Raw genomic sequence first — 22,714 nt, forward strand, 5'->3', positions numbered from 1 at the left:
CTACAGTTTGTGGCTGTAGTCGCTGCCAGTGAGTGCGTATTATACGCTTTTCTTTCCCCCTGTCAATACCACTGCGAAAAGTTTTTTCATTTATTTTGCAGTTGTTGATAACTCCCTTTATTTTGTGGGTATTTAGTGCCATTTGATATATAATTGAATATATTGTTTAAGCAATTTTTCGTTAGGCGATGTTCGGTGGTTTTGCGGTTGTCGTCTTTCATTTTTTTTATATTCATGTCAGAAAATATGTGAGGGCAAACAATGTCTGTACAACCTCCTTCCCCTGCTGGTAATGATTTTAGACTCCCTGTCCACCAAGTAGATGCCACTAAAAAACGCGTACACCCCCGTTTTGTGACGGGTTTTTATCAAAACATCCGCGTTGTAAGTATGTATTTTTTATTGTTGTTGTTTTTGGTGTTGCCATGGATTCGCTATGGCGGACACCAAGCAATATGGTTTGATTTCTCGGGTTCTAAGATTGTGCTATTTGGGCTAACTTTTTTACCCCAAGACGTTTTTATTTTTGCGTTTTTCTTTATGGTTGCTGCCTTTTTATTGTTTATGGTGACCGTTTATGCCGGTCGTGTGTGGTGTGGCTATGCCTGCCCACAGACGATTTGGACGCATATGTACCAATACACTGAGAAGCTTGTCATCGGCGATCGTAATAAACAGTTTAAATTAGATAAAGCGCCTTGGAATGGCGAAAAAATCATGAAACGCGGCTTGGTGTATCTGATTTGGTTTATCATGGCGTTGGTGACTGCATTGACGTTTAGTAGTTATGCCGTTGGGACTGATTATCTTTATCATAGTTGGCAATGGTTTGGCGGTATTCCTGTACCAGATTGGACGCCATTAACTTGGGTTTCGGTACTTATTTTTACCTTTGCGACATTTGCCAATGCAGGCTATATGCGTGAGCACTTTTGTACCCATATTTGTCCCTATGGCCGCTTCCAAAGTGTGATGTTCGATAAAGATACGTTAATTGTAACCTATGACTATAAACGTGGTGAGCCACGTGGCGCGCGTAAAAGAGGCGGTGAAGATGAGAATTTAGGTGACTGTATCAACTGTCTGATGTGTGTGCAAGTGTGTCCGACGGGTATCGATATTCGTGATGGTTTGCAAGTTGAATGTATTCAGTGCGCGGCCTGTGTCGATGCGTGTAATGACATCATGGATAAAGTCAATAAACCACGCGGTTTGATTCGGTATAGTACCGAACGCCAATTGGTAGAGAATGAGCCAAGTAAAATTTTGCGTCCACGGTTTTTTGCTTATTTGGCGGTGATTACGTTGTTGATTGGTACGGGGGTTTATTTTTTAACCAGCCGTGTACCGCTGCAGATTGATATTCGCCGTGACCGTAATCAGTTGTCGTCAATCAATGCGCAAGGTTTGGTAGAAAATAACTACATTATCAAAATCACCAATAAAACTCAGCAAGACCATGATTATGCGGTGACATTGACACCACAACCTGGCTTAAAACTTGATAGCCGCTTTAAAACCATTCCATTAGAAGCAGGCGAAAGTTATGACTTCCCTGTCAGTGTACTGGGCGATCCAAAAGTGATTACCCAAAGCAATATCCCCATCCAAATGCAAGTGGTGAGCGTGGATGATGGCGGTAAATACAAAGCGGTAAAAGATAACGTGTTTACCACGGATAAATAAGTTTGATTACCTAAAAAAGCTGATTTTGATAATCGGCTTTTTTTGTGCCAAATTATTGGCGCACGTTATTGGGGCATGGGTTTTTCTGCTATACTAGCTTTTTGATTGTTATCTGCTGAGTGGTCTATGGCAACACCAACAAATTCTCCTGCTTCATCAACTTCTAATCAGTCGATATCCAAACTTTGGTATAAAAATTATATGGTTTGGATTTTTGTTATTGGTTTGCCGCTATTTGTGGTAGTCGCCTGTATCTGGTTCGTGTTTTACTCGGTGAGAATCCAAGACTCCACCGTGCGTGATGACTGGTACATGGATGGTAAGACCTTATATGCGGATGTGTCCAAAGACAAACTGGCGCATGATTTGGGGCTAACCGGTCAAATGCTGATTAGTCATCAGGCAGTCAATTTTAAACTTGAGGCGCCCGCCAGTGACAAGTTTAAAGCACCTGAGCAATTGGCAGTGGAGATTTCCCATGCCACCCAAAAGCAAAAAGACCGTGACATTATTGTCAAACGGTTAAGTGATGGCAGTTATGCGGGCAATGTGCAGCTAGATCCGTCTAAAGGCAAATACTATATTGTGGTGCATGACCCAGCCAATAGCTGGCGGCTGCGTGCGATTGAGGAATTGCCGATGGCGAAGTCGATTGCCTTTAAGCCACTAACTGCGTTTGATAAAAAATCTTAGTTTCAGTCAACTAATTAGAGGTACTGGGTTACAGGTACTAGGTTACAGCTACTTGGCTTCCTTGTACCTTTCATAAATATCCTCATCAGTAAAATGCTAAAAAATCTTGCTGGATATTTAGAAGCCCCTGCTTGTTAGTTAAAAAAATGGTAACTGAGGGTAAATTTTTAACAACTCTCCCAAATCCCCACTTGTCCTTCGTGCAATTTTGGCACACCGCCAAGCACGCGCCACGGCATGGTCGTGCCATGAAAATCACTACCGATAGACACCTTTAACTCATGCTCTTTAATCACTCTATCGACCATATGGCGGGTTGAAGTCGGCTCATTGCTGGCGGGCAATTCCACCGCATCGCCACCGCTACTGGCAAAATCTGCAATCAGTTTACGCACTTTGTTGGCGGTTAAATTATAACGGGTCGCATGAGCCAAAGAGGCTTTGCCACCACACTCATGAATCAAATTGATGCAATCTTTAAGCGATAAGCCATCGAGTGCCACATAGCAAGGTTTATGGTCAGCCAAATAGCCGGTAAAGGCTTTTTGTACATCACTCACCAAGCCTTGATCCGCCATCACTTTGGCGATATGGGTACGACCGACCGCTTGCGGATTACCTTTGGCTTGCACTAACACCGCCTGCCAAATCTCATCCATCGGGCGTTTAAAGGTATTTGCCACACGCTCGCACATCGCATAGCCGCGCGTTTCTCGATTGGCTTGGATGGCAGCCAGTTTGCTATGCATTGTTTCGATATCACTAAAGCCGTACCCCAATACATGAATCACCTTTTCATTTTGGGCAGGTTTTTTGGAGTAGCCGCCCATGACACGATGACGGCAGCTGATTTCAACACCGTGAATCAGCGTCATACCAAGGCTATCAGCGGTTTGGCGCGCCTCAAGGATACCAAGTACCGTATCATGGTCGCTTAAGGATAATACTTTCACCCCTTTATCATGCGCTTTTTGCACCACTTCGCTTGGGCTAAAAGTGCCATCTGAGCGGGTACTGTGGCAGTGCATATCAATCGGAAGTTGGGTATAAATAGGACTGCTAGACAAGATATCGAGATTTAAAGAATTCACAAATACGCCTTAATTACAAAAGCTGGTTGCCAACAATAGGACAAAAAGAGGTTAAGACAAAGAGGGGTTAACTCTGCGCTGGCTCGCTCACAAGGGCACGTGATTAATGAAGCAAGGAAAATCGCAAAGTTACTTTTCGATTTTAGCATATCCGTGTAAACTAGCGGCTAAGATTTTTGTTAGAGATGACTATGAGCGGTTTATTGGATTTGCTACCTTTACTGGCATTTTTTTACTTTTCCAAACAGCAAGGGGTATTGGCAGGTGCGGCGGCGTTATTGATTACCACACTGGTGGTATATGTCGTGCATTTTGCCCGGCAAAAAGGCAAGCTCAATAAACAGCAGTGGGTCACGCTGATTTTAACCGTGGGATTTTGTGGGTTAAGCTTAATTTTCCATGACGAAGCATTTTTAAAATGGAAATCAACCGTCATCAATAGCGTATTTGCGGTTGCCCTCATTATCAGTGTTGCGATAGGTAAACCGCTATTAGAACTGGCAATGAAAAATGTGTTTCGATTGACCCAATCGGGCTGGAATAGACTCACCCTTGCTTGGGCAGGGTATTTCTTGCTGATGGCAGGTTTGCAATATTATTTTGCGTTTTTTACCAACAACGATACCTGGATTAATTTTAAAAGCTGGGGATGGATACCGGTGATGCTCGTGTTTTTAATCGGGCAATTTGTGTTCTTAAAAAACCATCTAAATCCAGATATACAGCAACAAATCAATGATAAAGGAAAAAACTAAAGGAGAATATGGATGGCACTTTATATTATTATTGGTCATGACGTCCCTGATAGCCTTGAGCTACGCAAACAATTCCGTTCTGCTCATCTTGAGCGTCTTACGCAGTTAGATGAGCAGCGCCGTCTCATCATCGCAGGCCCTACGCCAATTGCGCATGGAGAGCCTGAAATGAGTGGCAGTGTATTGGTCGTGGATTTTGACAGCGATGAAGCAGTGCAAGCTTGGGCAAGTGAAGAGCCTTACTTATTAAATGGTGTGTATAGTCATGTGGATATCAAACCCTTTATCCAAGTTTTTCCTAAATCAGTGAGTTAATGTTGGGTTTAACAGTTGTTTGTAGTACAAAATTGGTAAAGTCTGGGTGGTGATAGGTGGTAAGCATGAAAAAATTAGTGGGCACGTTGGCAAGCGGCGCAGTGTTATTGACGGTATTACAGGTGACAAGCCTGACCCATGCAGCACCGCAAGTTGTCGTCACTGACCCAAAAACAGGACAACCACTCGCCAAACAGCCAGAGATTGCCTCAAGCGTTGCCAGTAGCACCTCACCCATGCAAAACCCCAAACAACCTACCCTTGCCCAGCTCAACCAGCCCACTGACAGCCAGTTGTCCAACGCCAACCAACAACTATTGGCAAAAAATGCTGAATTACAAAACCAAGTCGATAGTTTAAATACGCAGGTCAAAGTGCTTGTCAATGAGCGCAGTGGACAAATTTTTATCTACGGGGCGGTCACTGCACTGCTCAGTGGGATACTTGGTATCGCACTGGGCTGGATGGTCGCGGGACGTAAAGGTCGTTGGTAATCGACTTTATAAGACTGACATTGACTTGCTATGATGCCAAATAACCAAACCGACTTGCCAAAAAAGCCCACCGTCGCCATCATTGGCGCGGGTCCTGCTGGCCTGATGGCAGCAGATTATCTGCGCCAGTTTGATGTTACAATCCACGTATTTGAACAAAAACCTTCCCCTGCCCGCAAACTGTTGATGGCCGGTAAATCTGGACTCAATATCTCGCACGCTGAGCCCGTTGATACCTTTGTCACACGCTATCAGCCCAACGACTGGCTAACGCCGCATATTGAAGATTTTAATGCGGCGCATATCCGTGATTTTATGACCCGCTTAGGAGTTGAATCTTTTGTTGGCTCGACAGGTCGCATCTTTCCTACCATGATGAAAGCCTCGCCACTGCTGCGGGCGTGGTTGCAAGCGCTGCAGCAGGATGGTGTAACGTTTTTTTATCGGCATAGCTGTGACAACATTGAGGGCAAGCAAGCGACTTTTTCGGTAGTGCATGAAAGCGGTAACCTGACTGTTAGCAAAAGCTTTGATGCGATTGTGTTGGCAACGGGCGCGATGTCATGGTCGCGGCTCGGTAGTGATGGCAAATGGCAGGCATGGCTCAGCGATACAGAATTGACGCCGTTCTATGCCAGCAATGTCGGTATCTGTCGCCCACTGTCACAGCCTTGGTCAGCGCATTTGCACCGCGATTTTGGCAAAGCGTTAAAACGCGTGAAAGCTCAGGTGACGTTGCCCGATGGCAAAATTGAGCAGGGTTTTGGTGATATTATTCTCACCCATTATGGTATGGAAAGCGGGCTGATATATCGGCTCAATCGTGCCATGCGCGAGCAATTAAATCATACGGGCAAGGTATCACTACAACTTGATTTGCTGCCTGATGTGTCTGACGAAAAATTATTGAGTAGTTTAAAAACCCCCAAAAAACAATCGCTAGCTAACCTTTGGCGAAAGGCAGGACTTGATCCGGTCAAAATCGCCTTACTCAGAGAAATCGTCGCAAAAACGCACTGGCATGATGCCGATAAAATGACAAAGGCAATCAAACAGTTAACGGTAGAATTCGATAACTTTCGACCGATTGAAGAGGCGATTAGCTGTGGCGGCGGGGTAAAACGCACAGCATTAACCGAGGATTTTGCGCTAAAATCCAATCCTTATGTATTTTGCTGTGGCGAGATGCTTGATTGGGATGCGCCAACGGGTGGCTATCTGCTAACGGCTTGTTTTGCCACGGGTCGAGCCGCCGGACAAGGCGTGGCGCAGTTTTTAGCGTTATCCAAAAAATTGATGCAATGCACTTGATATAAAGCACTTGGCGTAATGTATTTATCGACTGTGTAGATAGCGACTGTAAAAGTAGGCAAGCAGGAGGACAAGCGCACAAATCGGTAAGCAGACAGGCAAAAACAGCGGATTTTGCATCCCTCCGAACACTACCATCAGCGAGCCCAATGCCGCCAAAATCGGCGATATCACACCCAATAACATACTTTTGATATGACCTTGTTGCCATAATCGAAACACCGCAAAGTAAAATACTAAATACAGCAAGTAACTCACCACAATCGCGATTTCTGAAATATCCATATCGCCAAGCAGCTGACTTTTCATTACCGCATAATGCACAGCTGCCCAAAACATAGATAAGACAAAACCTAGCAGCGCTGAACCAACCGATAGCTGATAGATAGGCGAGACCTGACGCAATTGCGCGCTAAACGGAATCAATGATTTGAGCGCTAAAGAATGCGGCAGACGAATCAGCCCTAATACCAAGCCATTCACCGTACCCATCACCGAAATCACCACAAATACCAAAAAGGCTTTGGCAGCGGTTTCGCCAAATAACTGGGTCGCCACCACATACACACTTTCATCACCCAATGCCATCACTTTTGCGGCACCTAGATACGCGGTGAGTCCAACAAAATACAGCAAATAGCCCAATAAAATCAACATAGGCGCGACAACTAAGGCAATCGGTAAATTACGTTTGGCATGTTTGATTTCCCCTGAAATGCTGGTAGAGACCACCCAGCCATCAAACGAAAACGCAATCGGACCAATGGCACCGAGCCATGCCAAAGACTGGGTCGCTTGACGCGCAGATTCACTTGGATGGGTTAACGCAGCCACAGGGTCGCCATATAAAAACGCCATCAACCCTAGCACAAATAACGGAATTAATTTAACGACAGTGGCAAAGACTTGAAAACGCCCTGCAAACACCGCTGCCATCACATTAAACAGATAACAAATGACAAACCACGTAAGCCCGATGCCCATTTGTAATTCAAGCGATGCCTCTTTTACCCCAAATAACAGGGCGGTGTAAATACCCACTACCCACGTCACCACCACGCCAAGCGTCGGGTAATACAAAAACAATTGAAACCAGCCAATCATGGTAGAAAAATGTGGACTGACAAATTCATCGGCATAGCCAATCAAGCCGCCGTGGGCATCGGTACGTTTTGCCAGCTCAGCAATCGATAGCGAACCAAAAATAATCGCCACCGCTGCCAATACAAAAACCACCACGCCCAATGCCACATTGCCATTGGTATATTTTAAAACATTGTCTGCCTTAAAAAATATCCCTGAGCCAATCACAATCCCCACAATCATTGCCAATGCGGTGATTAGGTTATAACGCCCGTTACTTGATTGATTCATGTTGTTACCACACCCAAAAAAAGCTGCATGCCATGTTGCAACGATAAAAAATCAGTTATGCTATACCCCCTAATCGCTGTTTTCAAGTCTTGTATTAGTAATATTTTACTTAGCACTAACTTTTAGTTATTTATTATGGATCACTGATGCCACAATCTAGCCAACCTCCTGTCTCAAGCACTACCCCAGCATCAACCATTCAAACCGCCAAACTGCACTGGCAGTTAGACGATAACGGCGTGACTGTCCCCCTCTCTAGCGAATTTGATGATGTTTATTTTTCCAAAACGGATGGCTTGGCAGAATCTCGCTATGTTTTTATTGATGGCAACGACTTAGCCACTCGCCTCGCTAATTTGCGGAACTTTGAACGATTTGTCATCGGTGAAATTGGTTTTGGTACAGGGCTTAATATCTTGGCTATTTGGCAACTGTGGCAACAAATCAGACCTGACAATCACAGCCATTTACATATCATTACCACCGAAAAATTCCCCTTAAGCAAAACTGACCTTGAACAAGCGCTGAGCGTCTGGACAGCGCTTGCTGGGTTATCACAACAGCTCATTGACAACTATCCACCGCCACTGGCTGGCTGCCATCGTTTGAACTGGTTTGATGAACGATTGACGATTGATTTATGGCTTGGCGATGCGACGAGTAGTTTGTCGCAAGTGACTGGGCAAGGTAAAGTCGATGCGTGGCTGCTTGATGGGTTTGCGCCGAGCTGTAACCAAGAGCTTTGGTCAAAGGATTTATTGGCTCAAATCGCAAGATTATCCAAACCTCACACGACTTTGGCGACATTTAGCGTGGCAAGCGCAGTCAAACAGGGGCTAAAACATCAGGGTTTTACCTTAGCCAAACGTAAAGGCTTTGGCAAAAAGCGAGAAATGCTCACCGCAAGCTTTCAACCTAAGTTAACATCCACCAATTTTTGCGAAATTTATTTTCGCTATAACAAAAAAATTAAACCATTCTTTGTCACCCTACCCTTTACTGACACGTTTGAATCCCGACGTCGTCAGCGTCGAAAAGCCAATAACGTTAAAGGCTTTAAACTACCCAATTTTTCTGCTATTACAAAACCGCTGTCTGTGGCGGTGATTGGCGCGGGTGTGGCGGGGTTAAGCAGTGCGTATGCCTTAGCCGCCCGTGGACACAAGGTCACCATTTTTGATAAAGCGCAACCATTGGCAGGGGCATCGGGCAACATCCGCGGTTTTCTTGCGCCAAAACTTACCAGCCTAAAACGCCTTGAAACCAATCTACATGCGATTGGTTATTTGGCAAGCTGTCGATTTTACCCTTATTTGACCGCACAAACCGGTATTAAAATCCTACAGACCACCGGCTGTTTGGATTTACTCTCACACAATCGCTTACATCTTGATGAAGTCAAAGATTTTCCCATTGAATTTGCCCGTTTATTGACCGCCGAACAAGCCAAAGCAAAGGTCGGTTATGAGATTGGGCAAGCAATATTTTTGCCCAATGCCGGATTAATCACTACCGCAAACTTTGCCAACGCTGTTTTATGCCACCCCAATATCAGCTTTCAAACCGAGGAATTAACCTATTTTCAGCAAGATTGCGACCAAGTGCTATTAACATTCACTGAGCATCAACAGTTTTTTGACCATGTGATTTTGTGCATGGCGTTAGACAGCTGCGATTTTTTACCCACCATCAAACGCTTTAATCACAGCCGTGGGCAAGTGACTTGGTTTGCTGTCGATGCGCATGATAAAGCACAGTTGCCAAAACTGCCGCTAAAGTATGGCAGTTATTACGCCAGTTTTAACGAAAACAGTAAGCTTCATGTCATGCTTGGGGCAAGTTTTGTCAGGGATACCTTGGATACCACGCCAGCCGTTGCTGACCATAAGATGAATGTGGCAGATTTGGCGGATGCGGTGCCCGATTTGGTCAATAACACCGATATATTTACCGTCGAAAAAAACATCCCCCATTGGCAGGGTCGCGCCAGCATCCGCAGCCAAACCGTGGATTATCTACCCCTAGTTGGGCAGGTGTGGCAAGCGGGTTATGAAAGCAAAAGCCGAGTCTGGAGCTTTTCGGCATTGGGGTCAAAGGGCTATGCTTATGCGCCGATTTGTAGTGAGCTGTTGGCGGGACTGATGTGTGGAGAAGTTTTGCCATTGTCTGAAAAGATGGTAAAAAACTTAAGTCCCAATCGCAAGGTCATTCGACGCTAAGTTATTTTCTCAGCAGTTTTTGATAAACCAAACTGCGTAAACTATTTGGCAATAATCGCACAGGCAAACGAATGGCGAGGTTTTTAAGCAGTTGCGCAATAGGCAAAAACCCTTGTTGATAAAAGCTTTGCTGAATTGCCCACTCGTATCGGGCATACGCCAAGCCCCCGCGCCGTTCATACATCGCATCGCCTGCCCGTGCATACACCAGCACCTCTGGCAAATTGGCAAACTGATAGCCAGCGACCAACAACCGTACCCACAAGTCATAATCTTCAAACAGCGGCGCATGGCGATAGCTACCGGCCGCTTGTACCGCTGATTTTTTGAAGGCAACCGTCATGTGGTTGATGGGATTGCGCGACTTGGCTGAGGCAAAAATCGCCTCGTGTGAGGTTGGCACCATGCGAGATTTTTTCCCCTGTGACAGCTGCTTTTCAAATTCAATGATTTGCCCGCCCAACACGTCAATGTCGGGATGGTTTTGGATAAAGTTAATTTGCTGCTCAAAGCGGTTAGCCACACAGATATCATCCGTATCCATGCGCATCACCCAGTCATGTTGACAAGCGTTTAGACCTGCATTCAAGGCTTGTCCAAGCCCGACATTTTTTGTTAAAGCGATAATCATTAACGGCAGTTGCGGCTTAAACTCTTGTACCACTTCTTGCAATGCCAAATTGATTGGACCATCAAACACCAACACAATCTCATCGGCTTGGCGTGTTTGACTGACCAAGCTGGCTAAACATTCGGTCAGAAATTCGGGGTTTTCTTTGTCATACAGCGACATCAGTACAGAAAATTTCATGTTAACTCACCCAGCCAAGTCAATGCCACATCCTTTTTTACTTTACGGGCAAACCAATAGCCATCAAATTTTGCCCGCTCCAGCTTTAATAAATCCAAATAAATCGGGCTATTGCCATTATTTACATTTTTGTCAAAAATAATCTGTCGGCGGTTATCATTACTTAGGCGAATTTGATTGGTTAATTTTTCAGTAATTAGGGTTTGAAAAAAATGCTCATCAGGCACCAGTTTTTGACGGAAAAAATCACTGTATTCATCGGTAAAAGGCACAATTTTTTCCCAGTCTGCACGCGTCACTGAAAACCATTGTGAGCCAAAATAAATGGGCGAGTAATAAGTTTTTATTTTTGCCACACCTTGTTGCAGTTTGGTGATGATTTTGCCTGTCAATTGCCGTTGCCAGTCGCTGTCGGCATGGGGACTGTCCATAATAAAACGATACGCATACTGTGGCGCCCTCTCGCAGGTCATCATCGCCTGAAAATCAAACCGCTGTTGCCACTGTTTTTCTATCACTTCAAATGGTTGTAACACCACATCTTCACCGCTTACCAGATGAAAATAAGCATTGTCCTCATTGGCAAACGCTGTTTCAAATAGTTTTAATGTTGCTTCAATTTGGCTAAACCCGCCCCAACGCACCGATACCCTGTCGCTGAGCAAAACGACATTGGCTAGCTGTGCAGTCTCAGCCTCAGGAAAATAATTAGATTTAGCATCCATATGCACATAAAAATTGACGTTTGGCTGACTTTTCGCCAGCTTAATAAAATAACTGATATCTTGGTGGGCTTGGATAAGTAAGGCGTGTTTTTTCATGCAGTTACCCTTTGAACCCATTTAGATTATTTGTGTCATCTAAATTAATGAGGGTAAAACCACGACTGGCAAGAAACTGATACGCATCAGGGAATTTATCCCACAGCGCTTGGGTATATACCATAAATACTTGGGTGCGGGGAAATTCTTTGAGCGAAAACACGGCAGTGCTGATAAAGGTATAAATTTCAAAGCGTTGGTGGGGGTTTTGTTGCAATGCCTCGCTTAGATAATCTTCAATGATTTTATCGCTATCAATCACCGGCAAAAGATGGCTAAAATCCAAGTTTTCTCGCGGGTGTGGACAAAATGCGTCAAGGTGAAATGCCTTGACCATTGTTTCTACAATATCAGCATAAGCTTTGTCACCGATAAAATTGTCGAGGGCTTGCCCCAATAACAGCCGTTTTACCGGCAAATTCTCATTAGGCTGATTGTCTACTTTATCAAACAAATAAACGGGATGGGTAGCGTCTATGATATTTTTTTCCTGAGGAAAAATGGTGAAATGTTTTTTGGAGATCGCCAAAATACTAGGGATACTGGGATAAGTAATGCCCACGACGCGTTTAAACAGTTGTAATGGTAATGATTTTGGTAACGGTTGAAAATAGCTAGAATTGGGGAAAATATTAGCGGTGCCGTCATCAAAGGTATACAGCTGTTGGAATTTTACTTTAGAAATAACATATTGCAAAAATAACACGTCAATACTGGCAAGATAGACGTTTTCGATAGGTTTTTGCCAAACATCAAGCGTGTTAAGCGTGGTCTTGATGTGGTTTAGGGTGGCAAAACGTTCGCCCCAGGTTTTATTGTTCAGTTCGATAAAGGCGGATTTTTGGCAGACCTGCTCAAGTTGGTCAAAATAATAGCGATGTTTGGGCTCGCTTTTTGAATGGACGCCATACGGCAAATACAGCCCAATAAAGGGGGTACTGTGCTGCTTAATAATTTGCTTGGCAATCAACACTTGCAAGGGGGTGATACAAATAATGAGATTCATGGCGTTTTTTTGACCTTTTCCACCTGCAGCGTATAATAATATAACAACGGCAAAATCACCACGCTACTAATAATAGTCGCATACGGCACCACCGCCAGTGATACGCCACTTAACACCCACAAGGCAAGCAAATACACCACCGTTGAGATAAGCGAACACAGCGAGATTTGCGCGCTTTTGGCATGATAAAACAAAAAATTCACCAACAATAAATACGGAATTATCAGCGAAAACGCCAGTACAAACATCACCACATAATACTGGCTTTGGGCAAAATCTGCCCCCAATAACCACGCCATCAATGACGACGGCATCGCCCAAGCCATGGCAGTCAACATAACAGGCACCATCAAACTCAGCCAAAACAGTCGATGCAATTGTATCACTGTCATGCGCTGCGATTTTAGCCGTTCATATAAGTGAGGCACCAGCGCAGAATTGACCGCCATAATCACAATGGTCAAGCTACTGGCGACTTGCACGCCTGCCGAGTATACGCCTAGCTCATGACTGCTAAACCGCTCGTGAATCAACACTCGGTCAAGTTGCCCTTTGATGGTATAGCTTAACCCGTGTAACAGCAGCGGCAAGCCTAGCGTTAAAATATAGCCAAGTCCCAGTTTGAGCCGTTTTGGGGTAAAGCGAAATTTGATAGCAAATTGGTATTTTGCCCACGCCAACGCTGCCACAAAAGTAACCCCATGCGCCAAGATAATCGCGATAAGACGCTGGGCAACTTTATCCGTGGTATCGCCAGCAAAAAACTGAAAAATCAGCACCGTCCATAGTAAATTTCCCAAGGCTAAGCCCAATTGGATGGTCAGATAGCTAAACGGGCGTTTTTGGCATTGCCGCAGTGCCAGTTGGTTTTGCACCAAGGTTTGCAAAAAGGCAGTAAAAAAGCAGTAAAATAACAATTCGCTATGTAACAGCCAACTAATCACCGTCCCAATCAGCAGCACGCCCACGCTATATAGCCCACCCGCCAGTAAAATATTGCCCAGCCCATGCCTGCCATACACATAAAAATAACGGGTCAAAGCGCCATTTTGCGACAGACTCATGGCGATTACAATAAATGCCGTGAGCGATAAATAATAAGACAAATCACCAAAGCCCGTGGTGCCTAAGACCCGTGTCAAATAGGGCAATAGCAAAAATGGCACAGCTTTGGCGGTCATCTCGCCCACCACATAAATCAGGCTGTCTTTGAGCAAGGCAGAGTGTGTTAAACGTTTGATTTTATTTAACATTACCTTTCAAGGACATCCCACGAGGTAGCGGTATTGGCGTGGATATCCGTTAGCACTTTTTTGCCCATTAATTCATCATAAAACTTCGGGGCAAGCCCAAAGCCAGGGCGAACGCTACGGATACAGCTTTCATCAATCACATCCCCTGCCGTCATGTCTTTGACAAAATACAGTGAACGGCGAAATTGCGCATTGCCGATTTCGCTTGATTTTCGCCCATAGTCCACTTGTCCGAGCGACTGCCAAGCGGTTTTGCTATCACGGCAGAGCGCGGTGAGTTCGTCTTTTTCCAGTGAAAAGCTGTCATCCGCCCCGCCGCCATTGCGATCTAGGGTGACGTGTTTTTCAATGATACACGCCCCCAATGCCACGCTTGTCACGGCGGTGGTGTTGTCAAGCGTATGGTCGGATAAGCCAATCGGCACGCCAAAACGGCGCTGCATATCGGTGATGGTACGCAGGTTATAGTCCTGTGCGGGAGCTGGGTAGCCACTCACGCAGTGCAATAACGCAAGCTGCTTGCAGCCGCCATCACGAGCGGCGGCAATCGCCTCGGCAATTTCGGTTTGGTCCGCCATCCCTGTGGAGATAATCATTGGCTTGCCGGTACTTGCTACATATTTGATAAGCGGTAAATCAATGGCTTCAAACGAAGCGATTTTGTACGCTGGCGCGTTCAAATCCTCGAGCAAATCCACCGCAGTAAAGTCAAACGGTGAGCTAAACATGGTGATACCGACTTTGTGGGCGTGCTCAAACAATGGTTTATGCCAGTCCCACGGCGTGTAAGCTTCTTGGTACAAGTCATATAAGGTACGCCCGTCCCACAGTCCCCCATGAATTTGGAAGTCAGCGGCGCTGCTGTTGAGGGTGATGGTATCTGCGGTGTAAGTTTGCATTTTGACCGCATCAGCACCGCACGCCTTTGCCATGTCAATGATACGGTAAGCGTTATTGATGTCGCCGTTGTGGTTGGCGGACATTTCAGCAATGATATATGGCGCATGGTCAATGCCGATTGGGCGATTGTTAATGCTGAAATTTTGATTCATATTTTGATTCATAGACACCCCGTTTTTTTCATATATACCCCACTCAGACCCACCCCTAAAATAAAAAATCTTGCGATTTTAATTCAAACTCAACCACATCATACACTTTGTCACCCATACCAAAATGCTGTTTTAACACCCCTGTTTCGCTAAATCCCAATTTACGATGCAACGCCAATGACGCGGTATTATATGCCAGCACTTGCGCGGTGATTTTGCCAATGCCTGTGGTGTTGAAAATCTGTGCCATCGCCAAAACCCCCAACGCAAAGCCAAGCCCCTGTCCTTTTGCGCTATTAGGGGATAAATAAAACCCCCAGCTGGCAGTTTTTTCATTCGGGCTTGATGAATTAGGGTTTGGCGTATGGGTGTTTGCCAACTGCAGCGTCTGGTATTTATCTACCGTCATTTGGGTAACATTGACTAGCCCCATTGGCTCACCAGCGACTTCAAAAATCAGCAAATGCACATTGGCATGGTCAAGCTGTTTGCCATACCACTTTTCATGGTCAGCAAGGGCAATTTCATCTTGCCCAAACATCCACCGGCGCACGTCGATGTGATTACGCCATTGCCAAATCATCTGGGTATCGGTTTGGGTCGCTTGCCTCACTTGACAATGTTGAAATTTTTGCGCAAATTCAATCCAGTGCGTAACCCGTTTTGCCCCTTGCCCATCGACCAACTTGGCAGATTGGCGGCTGAATTTTTTATAATTGTCGGCCAGTTCGCTCAACAAGCGGGGCAGTTGCTCATCCAATGTCGCCCTGTCAGTTACTACTTTGACCAGGTTTTTATCTGCCAACGCTTTGGCAATCACCTGCTGGTTATCGGCAAGCACGATCAGCACCATCGGCAAGCCCAAGCAACAGCGCTCCCAGGTGGTGCTGCCTGCAGCCCCAATCGCAAGGTCAGCATTTGCCATCAATTGCGCCATATTAGTCACATTGACAAGTACCGCACACGCAAAACTTGCGCGCTTGGCAAACCTTTGTACACTTTCGATATGCGGTGCGGTTTTGCCCATGACGACAGTCACGTTAAATGATTGCGTAGATTGTTGGAAAAAGGTATTGAGACTTTGCAAAATCTTGAGCGTGACATTATCATTATCGACACCGCCAAGATTGACCAATATATTGTTGGGCGGCTGCACGCTTTTACGTCTGCTTAGGCTCATCGTTCGCCAGTTGGCAAACTCATCACGTAATAGTGTATAGCGTGTACCTAGTAGTCGCTGGCAATCACTTGGCACAAGCGGTTGATAATCTTCGTTTTTTCGCCCAAAATTTTGGTCGAGCAAAATCTCACAGTCGTGCGTTCGGTCGGCTAAATCGTCAATGGCTAAAATTTTAAGGTTTGGCAAAAGTCGTTTAGCTTGTTGCTCCCATTTTTCGCCAATCGCATAATGGTCGATAATCAGCCAATCTGGCTTTAACGCTTGCAAGATGGGTTTACACTCAGCAAAATCATCGCTTTCACTGGCGCCTAGCCACTCGCTATGGGCATGCTGTTTGATAAAATCTGCAATCCCACTTTTGGCTAACAGATGCACAGCAAAACCTTTTTGCCCAATCAAATCCGCCAAATGCCCGTCATGCTTCCGACAAATAAACGAGATATCATGCCCTTGCTGTTTTAACCGGTCAGCGAGCGTGAGACAACGCATGATATGACCGCTACCCATCGTTAAACTTGCGTCTGCTCGGACCACGATCTTCATGCTAGCGCCTATCTTCATGCTAGCTCCAGTTGCGCTTGGTACAGGCGCTCAGCAAATCGCCAATCGTTATCATCATCAATATCGACCACGCTGTATTTTGGCAACACATAGCCTAGCGCATGATTATGGATTTTATCCTCACAGAGCCATGCCTCACGACTGCCCCAATAAAACTGACCTGCGTCAAAATACGCCTGCGGCAAATCTTGGGTTCTGGTGAGTTCATGTTGGCTAAACATGCTCGACACTTCACTGGTATCGCTTAACTTCAGTGAGCGTAACACATTGGATTCAAATTCTAAAACCGGAAAACAATACAAACTGTTGGATGACTGCCAACGCTCAAAACTGTCGGTTAAATACTGCGGTTTTAATAACGGCGTACAGGGGTATAGACAGCAGATATGGCTAGCTTTTGGCATGCTCTGCAGCGTATGCCGAATCACCGCAGCGGTCGTGGCGTAATCATCGGCAAGCTCGGCCGGTCTTTGGCTCACAGTAGCACCATGGTGTTGAGCGATATCGGCAATAGCGCCATCATCAGTGGAGACGATAATCTGCTCAAACAATTGGCTGTTTTTTGCCGTTTCAATGGCACGAGCCAGCATGGGTTTGCCACAAAAATCTTTGATGTTTTTGCGCGGAATGCGTTTACTACCGCCACGCGCAGGGATAATACAGACATTCATTATGCTAATGCCTGAGCCAACGCTATCTTTAAGGCATCCACCACTTGCGCTTGCGAGGCTTCGCTTAAGTCATAATACAATGGCAAACTAATGGCTTGTGCATAGTAGCGCTCGGCATGCGGAAAATCGCCTTGTCTAAAGCCCAACTTGGCATAATACGGCTGGGTATGCACTGGAATATAATGTACATTCACCCCGATATTTTGCGCCCGCAAACTGTCAAACACTTGCTTACGTGTTTTGCCACTGTCTGCTGTTAGTTGAATGGGATATAAATGAAACCCCGAATAATGAGCAGGATTGCGATAAGGCAACATAATCGGTAAGTCTTTGAGTAAGTCATCATAACGCTTGCCAAGCTGATGACGGCGAGTGACAAAGTCATCCAAATAGTTCATTTGACTCACCCCCAATGCCCCTTGCAATTCGGTCATGCGATAGTTAAAGCCCAAATCAATTTGCTGATAATACCAATCACCGTCAGGTTCGTGGGTCATTAGATTGGCATCACGGGTGATACCATGACTACGGAGTAACTGCATTTTTTCCGCCAACACTGGATCATTCGTTGTTGCCAGTCCACCTTCTGCGGTGGTAATGATTTTGACAGGGTGAAAGCTAAACACGGTAATGTCGCTAAACTCACAATTGCCGATTGGTTGATTGTGGTATTTGCCACCAATGGCATGGGAGGCGTCCTCAATAACCTTAAAGCCATATTGCTGTGATAGCGTATGAATGGCCGCCATATCACAGGGCTCACCGGTGAAATGTACGGGAATGACTATTTTTGGCAAGCGGTTTTCAGCATCGGCAAGCTGTAATTTTTCTTCCAAGGCGTTGATCGACATATTGAGCGTTAGCGGATCAATATCCACAAAATCAATGTTAGCACCACAGTACAATCCACAGTTGGCAGATGCGGTAAAGGTAATCGGCGTCGTCCACAGCCAGTCGTCTTTACCCTTTTCACCTTGACCAAGCCCCAATGCCAAACAGGCAATATGCAGTGCTGACGTGGCGCTATTCACCGCCACGCCAAACTTTGCCCCCGTATAGGTAGCGACGCGTTCTTCAAACGCTGGTACTTGACTACCTTGGGTCAAAAAATCAGACTGTAGCACAGCGACCACGGAATCAATATCAGTTTGGGTGATATGCTGACGACCATAAGGGATAAATTGATTTGCCATAATATTTGCCCAAGGGGTTCGTTATTAAGTGGGTTTGTTATCAAGGGTTAGCGTTTAAATTTTACCAATTTTTGCTTTGTTGGTTTCAATCCATTCTTGGAGCTGCCCAGTTGTCATCCACTCACTGTTATTATCACTGGCGTACACAAAGCCTTCTGGCACCTTAACACCATCTTTGATACGCTCAGGCGTTTCATCCCAGCCATTAATCGCAGGCAAGATTTTAAAATGCTCGGGATATTCGTAGGTGTGAAAAGAATCTTCGGCACTAATCATTTGCTCATGCAATTTCTCGCCAGGACGAATACCAATGATTTTTTGCTCAGCAGTGGCAGAAACGGCAGTTGCCACATCTGGCATGGTCATGGATGGAATTTTTTTGACATAAATTTCGCCGCCCACCATGTCTTCAAACGCATGCCAAACCAGCTCCACACCTTGTTCAAGTGAAATCATAAAACGGGTCATACGCGGGTCTGTGATGGTCAGTACGCCACTGTCTTTAATTGATAAAAAATACGGAATCACCGAGCCACGACTCCCCATGACATTGCCATAACGTACCACCGAAAAGCGTGTACCATGCTCCCCTGAATAGGCATTGCCTGCGACAAACAGTTTGTCCGACGCCAATTTGGTCGCGCCATACAGATTCACGGGGCTAGATGCTTTGTCAGTCGATAAGGCAACGACTTTTTTCACCCCTTTATCAATACAGGCATCAATTAGATTCATTGCGCCGTTGATATTGGTTTTGACACATTCAAATGGATTATATTCGGCAGTGGGCACGATTTTGGTTGCTGCGGCATGCACCACATAATCCACCCCATCAAGCGCTCGATATAGACGGTCTTTATCACGCACATCACCGATAAAAAAACGTACACGCGGGTCGCCTTGATACAGTTTTGCCATTTCCCACTGTTTCATCTCATCACGCGAGAGGATAATCAATTTTTTGGGATTGTATTTTTCAAGCGTCATCGGCACAAAGGTATGCCCAAATGAGCCTGTCCCGCCTGTCACTAAAATGGTTGAATTGGTTAACATAGTGCACTACCTATTATGGCTAAAGTTATTTGTCGCAGTTTATCTAGCCCCAAAACCTGTCAGCATGGTTTGAATGGTTTTGAGCACAATCAAGATATCTAATGCAAAAGAAATATGTTTAATATAATAAAAATCGTACTGTACCTTAAGCGCTGTCTCATCGGTATCACTGGCATAGCCTTGTGTGACCTGCGCCCATCCAGAAATACCGGGTTTGACGATATGTCGATAATTATAAAAAGGGATGGTTTTTTCAAAAGTTTTGACAAAACTTAGCTGTTCAGGTCTCGGTCCAATCAGGCTCATATCGCCTTTGAGCACATTCAAAAATTGCGGCAGTTCATCGATACGGGTTTTACGAATAAACTTACCGACTTTAGTCACTCGAGGGTCATTTTGTTGCGCCAGTTTTGCCCCGTTTTTTTCTGAGTCAAAGCGCATACTGCGAAATTTATAGATTTTAAACAATTTGCCGCCTTGCCCGACCCGCTCTTGGACAAATATGGCCCTGCCCGGACTTTCCAAGCGTATCGCAATGACAGTTATCAGCGCAATTAGCAATACAAAAGGCGAGACCAATAAAATCGCTATAATATCAAGCAGTTGTTTAAACCATAAATAGGTTTGAGAAGGCAACAGCGAGCCCAATTCGTTTTCATACAAATGATGAATCGGCAGACGCCCAGTCAAAGACTCATACACTTGGCGGTTATTATACACCGGTCTGCCCTGTAACGTTTGCTCGGTTAAAAATCGCTGCCAGTCTTCATCGAGTGCAGGCGATGACAGGTCTGCTACTATCGCTTGCACTTTTTTGGATTGTATGGCATCCAAATGCGGTTTCTCAAGGCGCAGCCAACGGATTTGAAAAATCGCTTCAAAGTTTTGACAATGCCCCAGTGGAATATACGCCATATAAGGTTGGTGGGCTTTTTGCTCAAGTAAAAATGATAAAAAGAAAAACACTGCCCCAATCGCACCCGATAAGCCAAAATAATATAGCGAATACGGCAACCGAAAAACGATAATCACCATGCCTAACAGCAGCATCACCAATAATAAGGTTGGCAACACAAAGCTGATGGAGCGTTGACCTGGAAACTGGGTGAGTTTGCGCAGACCCAGGGTGACTAGCAAGACACCCAACGTGGCTAACACAATACTATTAAACTCAGTAATGAGCCAGCGCCCCTGCAAAAAGCGCATTCGCCACATCAGCAAGGCGGGCAACACCACCACAACCAACCAGCCCACGATGAGGCGGAACGCGATATTTTGCCATACTAAAAAAATTACCCGCTGCATTATGGTTTAAGTCCTGTTTTTTCAGGATTGGCGTCACGCCATTGTTGAAACTCACGGTATAAAGCTGCAAATGTCGCAGGATCTTGTTTGGCAAGGTTACCCAAATCGGTCTCGACATTGTCACAATCGGATAAATCTTTGACCATCACACAAGCCGCTTCGATATGTTTTAATGCCGCTTGTTGGTCACCTTTATAGGCTAAGAACTGTGCATAAGCTAATATATTATACTGGGAAGAATCGGTATTTAGCACCTCTTCAAAGATTTCTTCTTTGACGCTTGCCTGATGGCGATTAATCGGCACTTGCATGGCAAGGATACGGTCATGATACGCGCTAAAGCCAAACACCTCATTTTGGTAGTCAATTGCTTTGTCTTGGTTTAGATGATTGGTATGCTTGATAAAGCGGTTATAATCCAAATAATTAAGATGAAAATATTGCCAAATATAGTAGCCTGATAGCATCGCCAAACCAATCATGACCACCGACATGGCTTTTGTTAGTTTGGGTTGCCACACAAGTTGCCAGTTGCGCTGTTCAATCAATGCCAAAAATAAGGCAAAAACCGCGAGATAACGAAAATACCATAACGGGTATTCGACACTGGCATACAAGATACTGGCGATGACAAACGCCAGTGCAATCGCGCTTTCGCTACTATGGCGCAGATGAATCGCCTGCACCAGTAGCCAAACAATCGGCACAAAGCACAGTGCGCCTAATACACCTAGCTCCGCCAAAATCATGGTGGCAAAATTGTGGGAATGGTCGGCAATCTCTGGCCATTTAAAATATTGGGCATAATCAACGCTTGCGCCCATGTAGTTATTCCAGCCGACCCCGGTGAGCACATGGTCATGAAATATCATCATGGCGCGTTCGCTCATCGCTGAGCGGTTCCCCTGCCCGCCCGCCATACGGCTCACCGCCCCAAGCTGATTAGCGCTGCTATAATTACTAAGCCAGCTTGCGCCAATATAGTACAGCACAAAAACAACTAACCCCAAAACGGTGGCGGAAAGTTTGCTTTTCCACGCTATCGGCTGGGTCAAAAAGAAAATAGGTATCACCGCCAGCATCATCACCAGACCCGCCCGACTTTGTGTCAAGGCAAGCCCAATGGTAAATATCACAAACAATACCATCAAGCCAAACCGCGCATATTGTCGGTATCGACCCATCAGCCACTGCGGCGCATTCAACTTTTCTTGAAACGACTGCTGCAGTTGATAAATCACCCCACACAGCGCCAACACAAACGCATAGCCTGCGTGATTGGCTTGCCCAAAGTTGCCGTCATAGCGCCCGCCATTGGCGTTACCACGGGCTATCACCCAGCCTTTATAATCAATCTGATAGCCTTGGGTTTGCATCATTTGAATCATAAAGGTGACGATTGCCATGAGATATACTGCAATAAACAAGCGGTTTAATAAATTCGCTTTATTTTCAATATTGGTGCCTATCAAAGCAGTCAAGGCAACCACCAGCAAGCTTATCACCGGAAAAATTAAGGCATCGGGGTAAGCGATATGGTTGAATAATGGCTGACATACAATCAATAGCGCTAGCAGCAACCAAGTGAGCACAGATTTGCTCAACTTTGTAATCGGGTTTTGCCAAAAAAAAGCCGCAATTGCCAAGCTCACAAACCCAAACGCGGTGGCATTGACGACAAAATCTCGACCCAAGGGCGAATGCCAAGGCATCAGATAGGTCAAAATGGCTAACCCCATGAATAGGGTAAATAGACGGATATCTTGGGTGAGCGTTTGGTTTGATGTCGATAGTAGCATGGTGTTTTTCGTGGGCTTTAAACGCAAAAATGCTAAACGGGGTAGTTTAGCATTTTTTGTATTGAATAATG

At 45.3% G+C, this 22,714-nt stretch carries 20 protein-coding genes; 7 read left to right on the plus strand and 13 right to left on the minus strand.

Going from position 1 to position 22,714, the window contains the following annotated elements:
* The first annotated feature begins 261 nt into the window (after window positions 1-261).
* Together ccoG and RTL34_RS09465 are read left to right on the plus strand one after the other, a co-directional pair.
* Window positions 262-1,686 carry a cytochrome c oxidase accessory protein CcoG gene (ccoG, locus tag RTL34_RS09460; protein WP_007115184.1) on the plus strand — a complete coding sequence of 475 codons (1,425 nt, stop codon included), beginning with the start codon at window positions 262-264 and terminating at the stop codon, window positions 1,684-1,686.
* 126 nt (window positions 1,687-1,812) lie between these two features.
* Window positions 1,813-2,379, plus strand: coding sequence for a FixH family protein (locus tag RTL34_RS09465; protein WP_040403153.1), 567 nt, complete (start codon window positions 1,813-1,815; stop codon window positions 2,377-2,379).
* A 167-nt stretch (window positions 2,380-2,546) separates the two neighbouring features.
* Here the strand turns inward: RTL34_RS09465 and RTL34_RS09470 are convergent, their stop codons facing one another.
* Complete coding sequence (locus tag RTL34_RS09470; protein WP_312116472.1) at window positions 2,547-3,470, minus strand: PHP domain-containing protein; 924 nt, start codon at window positions 3,468-3,470, stop codon at window positions 2,547-2,549.
* A gap of 191 nt (window positions 3,471-3,661) precedes the next feature.
* On the opposite strand from RTL34_RS09470, the gene RTL34_RS09475 reads away from it, so the two are divergent.
* The 4 genes from RTL34_RS09475 to RTL34_RS09490 all read left to right on the plus strand — a co-directional run bounded on the left by RTL34_RS09475 (window position 3,662) and on the right by RTL34_RS09490 (window position 6,345).
* Window positions 3,662-4,225 carry an inner membrane-spanning protein YciB gene (locus tag RTL34_RS09475; protein WP_007115181.1) on the plus strand — a complete coding sequence of 188 codons (564 nt, stop codon included), beginning with the start codon at window positions 3,662-3,664 and terminating at the stop codon, window positions 4,223-4,225.
* A gap of 12 nt (window positions 4,226-4,237) precedes the next feature.
* Window positions 4,238-4,540, plus strand: a complete 303-nt coding sequence (locus tag RTL34_RS09480; RefSeq protein ID WP_007115180.1) for a YciI family protein — start codon at window positions 4,238-4,240, stop codon at window positions 4,538-4,540.
* Between the two features lie 65 nt (window positions 4,541-4,605).
* On the plus strand, window positions 4,606-5,034 hold the full coding sequence (locus tag RTL34_RS09485) for an SH3 domain-containing protein (protein ID WP_312116474.1): 429 nt from the start codon (window positions 4,606-4,608) through the stop codon (window positions 5,032-5,034).
* 30 nt (window positions 5,035-5,064) lie between these two features.
* Window positions 5,065-6,345 (plus strand): TIGR03862 family flavoprotein, encoded by a 1,281-nt coding sequence (locus RTL34_RS09490; protein WP_312116476.1) that lies wholly within the window; start codon window positions 5,065-5,067, stop codon window positions 6,343-6,345.
* 24 nt (window positions 6,346-6,369) lie between these two features.
* Here RTL34_RS09490 and RTL34_RS09495 read toward each other — a convergent pair whose 3' ends face one another.
* Window positions 6,370-7,719 carry an APC family permease gene (locus tag RTL34_RS09495; protein WP_312116478.1) on the minus strand — a complete coding sequence of 450 codons (1,350 nt, stop codon included), beginning with the start codon at window positions 7,717-7,719 and terminating at the stop codon, window positions 6,370-6,372.
* A 146-nt stretch (window positions 7,720-7,865) separates the two neighbouring features.
* Here RTL34_RS09495 and mnmC1 point away from each other — a divergent pair, with 146 nt between their 5' ends.
* On the plus strand, window positions 7,866-9,938 hold the full coding sequence (mnmC1, locus tag RTL34_RS09500) for an FAD-dependent 5-carboxymethylaminomethyl-2-thiouridine(34) oxidoreductase MnmC1 (protein WP_312116480.1): 2,073 nt from the start codon (window positions 7,866-7,868) through the stop codon (window positions 9,936-9,938).
* A 1-nt stretch (window position 9,939) separates the two neighbouring features.
* Here the strand turns inward: mnmC1 and RTL34_RS09505 are convergent, their stop codons facing one another.
* The 11 genes from RTL34_RS09505 to RTL34_RS09555 are packed head-to-tail and all read right to left on the minus strand — an operon-like array spanning window position 9,940 to window position 22,643.
* Complete coding sequence (locus tag RTL34_RS09505) at window positions 9,940-10,749, minus strand: glycosyltransferase family 2 protein (protein WP_312116482.1); 810 nt, start codon at window positions 10,747-10,749, stop codon at window positions 9,940-9,942.
* Window positions 10,746-11,570, minus strand: coding sequence for a beta-1,6-N-acetylglucosaminyltransferase (locus RTL34_RS09510; RefSeq protein ID WP_312116484.1), 825 nt, complete (start codon window positions 11,568-11,570; stop codon window positions 10,746-10,748). The genes RTL34_RS09505 and RTL34_RS09510 overlap by 4 nt, the downstream gene beginning before the upstream one ends.
* A 4-nt stretch (window positions 11,571-11,574) precedes the next feature.
* Entirely contained in the window at window positions 11,575-12,576 is a 1,002-nt protein-coding gene (locus RTL34_RS09515; protein ID WP_312116486.1) for a glycosyltransferase family 52, read from the minus strand.
* Window positions 12,573-13,829: an oligosaccharide flippase family protein gene (locus RTL34_RS09520; protein ID WP_312116488.1), complete on the minus strand. Its 1,257-nt coding sequence runs from the start codon at window positions 13,827-13,829 to the stop codon at window positions 12,573-12,575. Before RTL34_RS09520 ends, RTL34_RS09515 begins: the two co-directional genes overlap by 4 nt.
* Complete coding sequence (pseI, locus tag RTL34_RS09525) at window positions 13,829-14,881, minus strand: pseudaminic acid synthase (RefSeq protein ID WP_312116490.1); 1,053 nt, start codon at window positions 14,879-14,881, stop codon at window positions 13,829-13,831. The genes RTL34_RS09520 and pseI overlap by 1 nt, the downstream gene beginning before the upstream one ends.
* A 55-nt stretch (window positions 14,882-14,936) precedes the next feature.
* On the minus strand, window positions 14,937-16,604 hold the full coding sequence (gene pseG, locus RTL34_RS09530) for a UDP-2,4-diacetamido-2,4,6-trideoxy-beta-L-altropyranose hydrolase (RefSeq protein ID WP_312116492.1): 1,668 nt from the start codon (window positions 16,602-16,604) through the stop codon (window positions 14,937-14,939).
* 14 nt (window positions 16,605-16,618) lie between these two features.
* Window positions 16,619-17,293: a pseudaminic acid cytidylyltransferase gene (gene pseF / locus RTL34_RS09535; protein WP_312116493.1), complete on the minus strand. Its 675-nt coding sequence runs from the start codon at window positions 17,291-17,293 to the stop codon at window positions 16,619-16,621.
* A complete protein-coding gene (gene pseC, locus RTL34_RS09540) occupies window positions 17,293-18,486 on the minus strand; it encodes a UDP-4-amino-4,6-dideoxy-N-acetyl-beta-L-altrosamine transaminase (protein WP_312116494.1) in 1,194 nt (397 codons plus the stop codon). Before pseC ends, pseF begins: the two co-directional genes overlap by 1 nt.
* A gap of 54 nt (window positions 18,487-18,540) precedes the next feature.
* Window positions 18,541-19,539: a UDP-N-acetylglucosamine 4,6-dehydratase (inverting) gene (pseB, locus tag RTL34_RS09545; RefSeq protein WP_060994597.1), complete on the minus strand. Its 999-nt coding sequence runs from the start codon at window positions 19,537-19,539 to the stop codon at window positions 18,541-18,543.
* A gap of 39 nt (window positions 19,540-19,578) precedes the next feature.
* Window positions 19,579-20,844: an exopolysaccharide biosynthesis polyprenyl glycosylphosphotransferase gene (locus RTL34_RS09550; RefSeq protein ID WP_312116497.1), complete on the minus strand. Its 1,266-nt coding sequence runs from the start codon at window positions 20,842-20,844 to the stop codon at window positions 19,579-19,581.
* Window positions 20,844-22,643 carry a PglL family O-oligosaccharyltransferase gene (locus tag RTL34_RS09555; protein WP_312116499.1) on the minus strand — a complete coding sequence of 600 codons (1,800 nt, stop codon included), beginning with the start codon at window positions 22,641-22,643 and terminating at the stop codon, window positions 20,844-20,846. Before RTL34_RS09555 ends, RTL34_RS09550 begins: the two co-directional genes overlap by 1 nt.
* Between the last annotated feature and the right edge of the window lie 71 nt (window positions 22,644-22,714).

The sequence above is a fragment of the Moraxella sp. CTOTU47915 genome, from assembly GCF_031986685.1.
GTDB classification, from domain to species: domain Bacteria; phylum Pseudomonadota; class Gammaproteobacteria; order Pseudomonadales; family Moraxellaceae; genus Faucicola; species Faucicola tetraodonis.

What these genes read in the sequence shown, in the direction of transcription:
- ccoG (WP_007115184.1), top strand. Translation starts at nt 262, where the DNA reads ATGTCTGTACAACCTCCTTCCCCTGCTGGTAATGATTTTAGACTCCCT.
- RTL34_RS09465 (WP_040403153.1), top strand. Translation starts at nt 1,813, where the DNA reads ATGGCAACACCAACAAATTCTCCTGCTTCATCAACTTCTAATCAGTCG.
- RTL34_RS09475 (WP_007115181.1), top strand. Translation starts at nt 3,662, where the DNA reads ATGAGCGGTTTATTGGATTTGCTACCTTTACTGGCATTTTTTTACTTT.
- RTL34_RS09480 (WP_007115180.1), top strand. Translation starts at nt 4,238, where the DNA reads ATGGCACTTTATATTATTATTGGTCATGACGTCCCTGATAGCCTTGAG.
- RTL34_RS09485 (WP_312116474.1), top strand. Translation starts at nt 4,606, where the DNA reads ATGAAAAAATTAGTGGGCACGTTGGCAAGCGGCGCAGTGTTATTGACG.
- RTL34_RS09490 (WP_312116476.1), top strand. Translation starts at nt 5,065, where the DNA reads ATGATGCCAAATAACCAAACCGACTTGCCAAAAAAGCCCACCGTCGCC.
- RTL34_RS09495 (WP_312116478.1), bottom strand. Translation starts at nt 7,719, where the DNA reads ATGAATCAATCAAGTAACGGGCGTTATAACCTAATCACCGCATTGGCA.
- mnmC1 (WP_312116480.1), top strand. Translation starts at nt 7,866, where the DNA reads ATGCCACAATCTAGCCAACCTCCTGTCTCAAGCACTACCCCAGCATCA.
- RTL34_RS09505 (WP_312116482.1), bottom strand. Translation starts at nt 10,749, where the DNA reads ATGAAATTTTCTGTACTGATGTCGCTGTATGACAAAGAAAACCCCGAA.
- RTL34_RS09510 (WP_312116484.1), bottom strand. Translation starts at nt 11,570, where the DNA reads ATGAAAAAACACGCCTTACTTATCCAAGCCCACCAAGATATCAGTTAT.
- RTL34_RS09515 (WP_312116486.1), bottom strand. Translation starts at nt 12,576, where the DNA reads ATGAATCTCATTATTTGTATCACCCCCTTGCAAGTGTTGATTGCCAAG.
- RTL34_RS09520 (WP_312116488.1), bottom strand. Translation starts at nt 13,829, where the DNA reads ATGTTAAATAAAATCAAACGTTTAACACACTCTGCCTTGCTCAAAGAC.
- pseI (WP_312116490.1), bottom strand. Translation starts at nt 14,881, where the DNA reads ATGAATCAAAATTTCAGCATTAACAATCGCCCAATCGGCATTGACCAT.
- pseG (WP_312116492.1), bottom strand. Translation starts at nt 16,604, where the DNA reads ATGAAGATCGTGGTCCGAGCAGACGCAAGTTTAACGATGGGTAGCGGT.
- pseF (WP_312116493.1), bottom strand. Translation starts at nt 17,293, where the DNA reads ATGAATGTCTGTATTATCCCTGCGCGTGGCGGTAGTAAACGCATTCCG.
- pseC (WP_312116494.1), bottom strand. Translation starts at nt 18,486, where the DNA reads ATGGCAAATCAATTTATCCCTTATGGTCGTCAGCATATCACCCAAACT.
- pseB (WP_060994597.1), bottom strand. Translation starts at nt 19,539, where the DNA reads ATGTTAACCAATTCAACCATTTTAGTGACAGGCGGGACAGGCTCATTT.
- RTL34_RS09550 (WP_312116497.1), bottom strand. Translation starts at nt 20,844, where the DNA reads ATGCAGCGGGTAATTTTTTTAGTATGGCAAAATATCGCGTTCCGCCTC.
- RTL34_RS09555 (WP_312116499.1), bottom strand. Translation starts at nt 22,643, where the DNA reads ATGCTACTATCGACATCAAACCAAACGCTCACCCAAGATATCCGTCTA.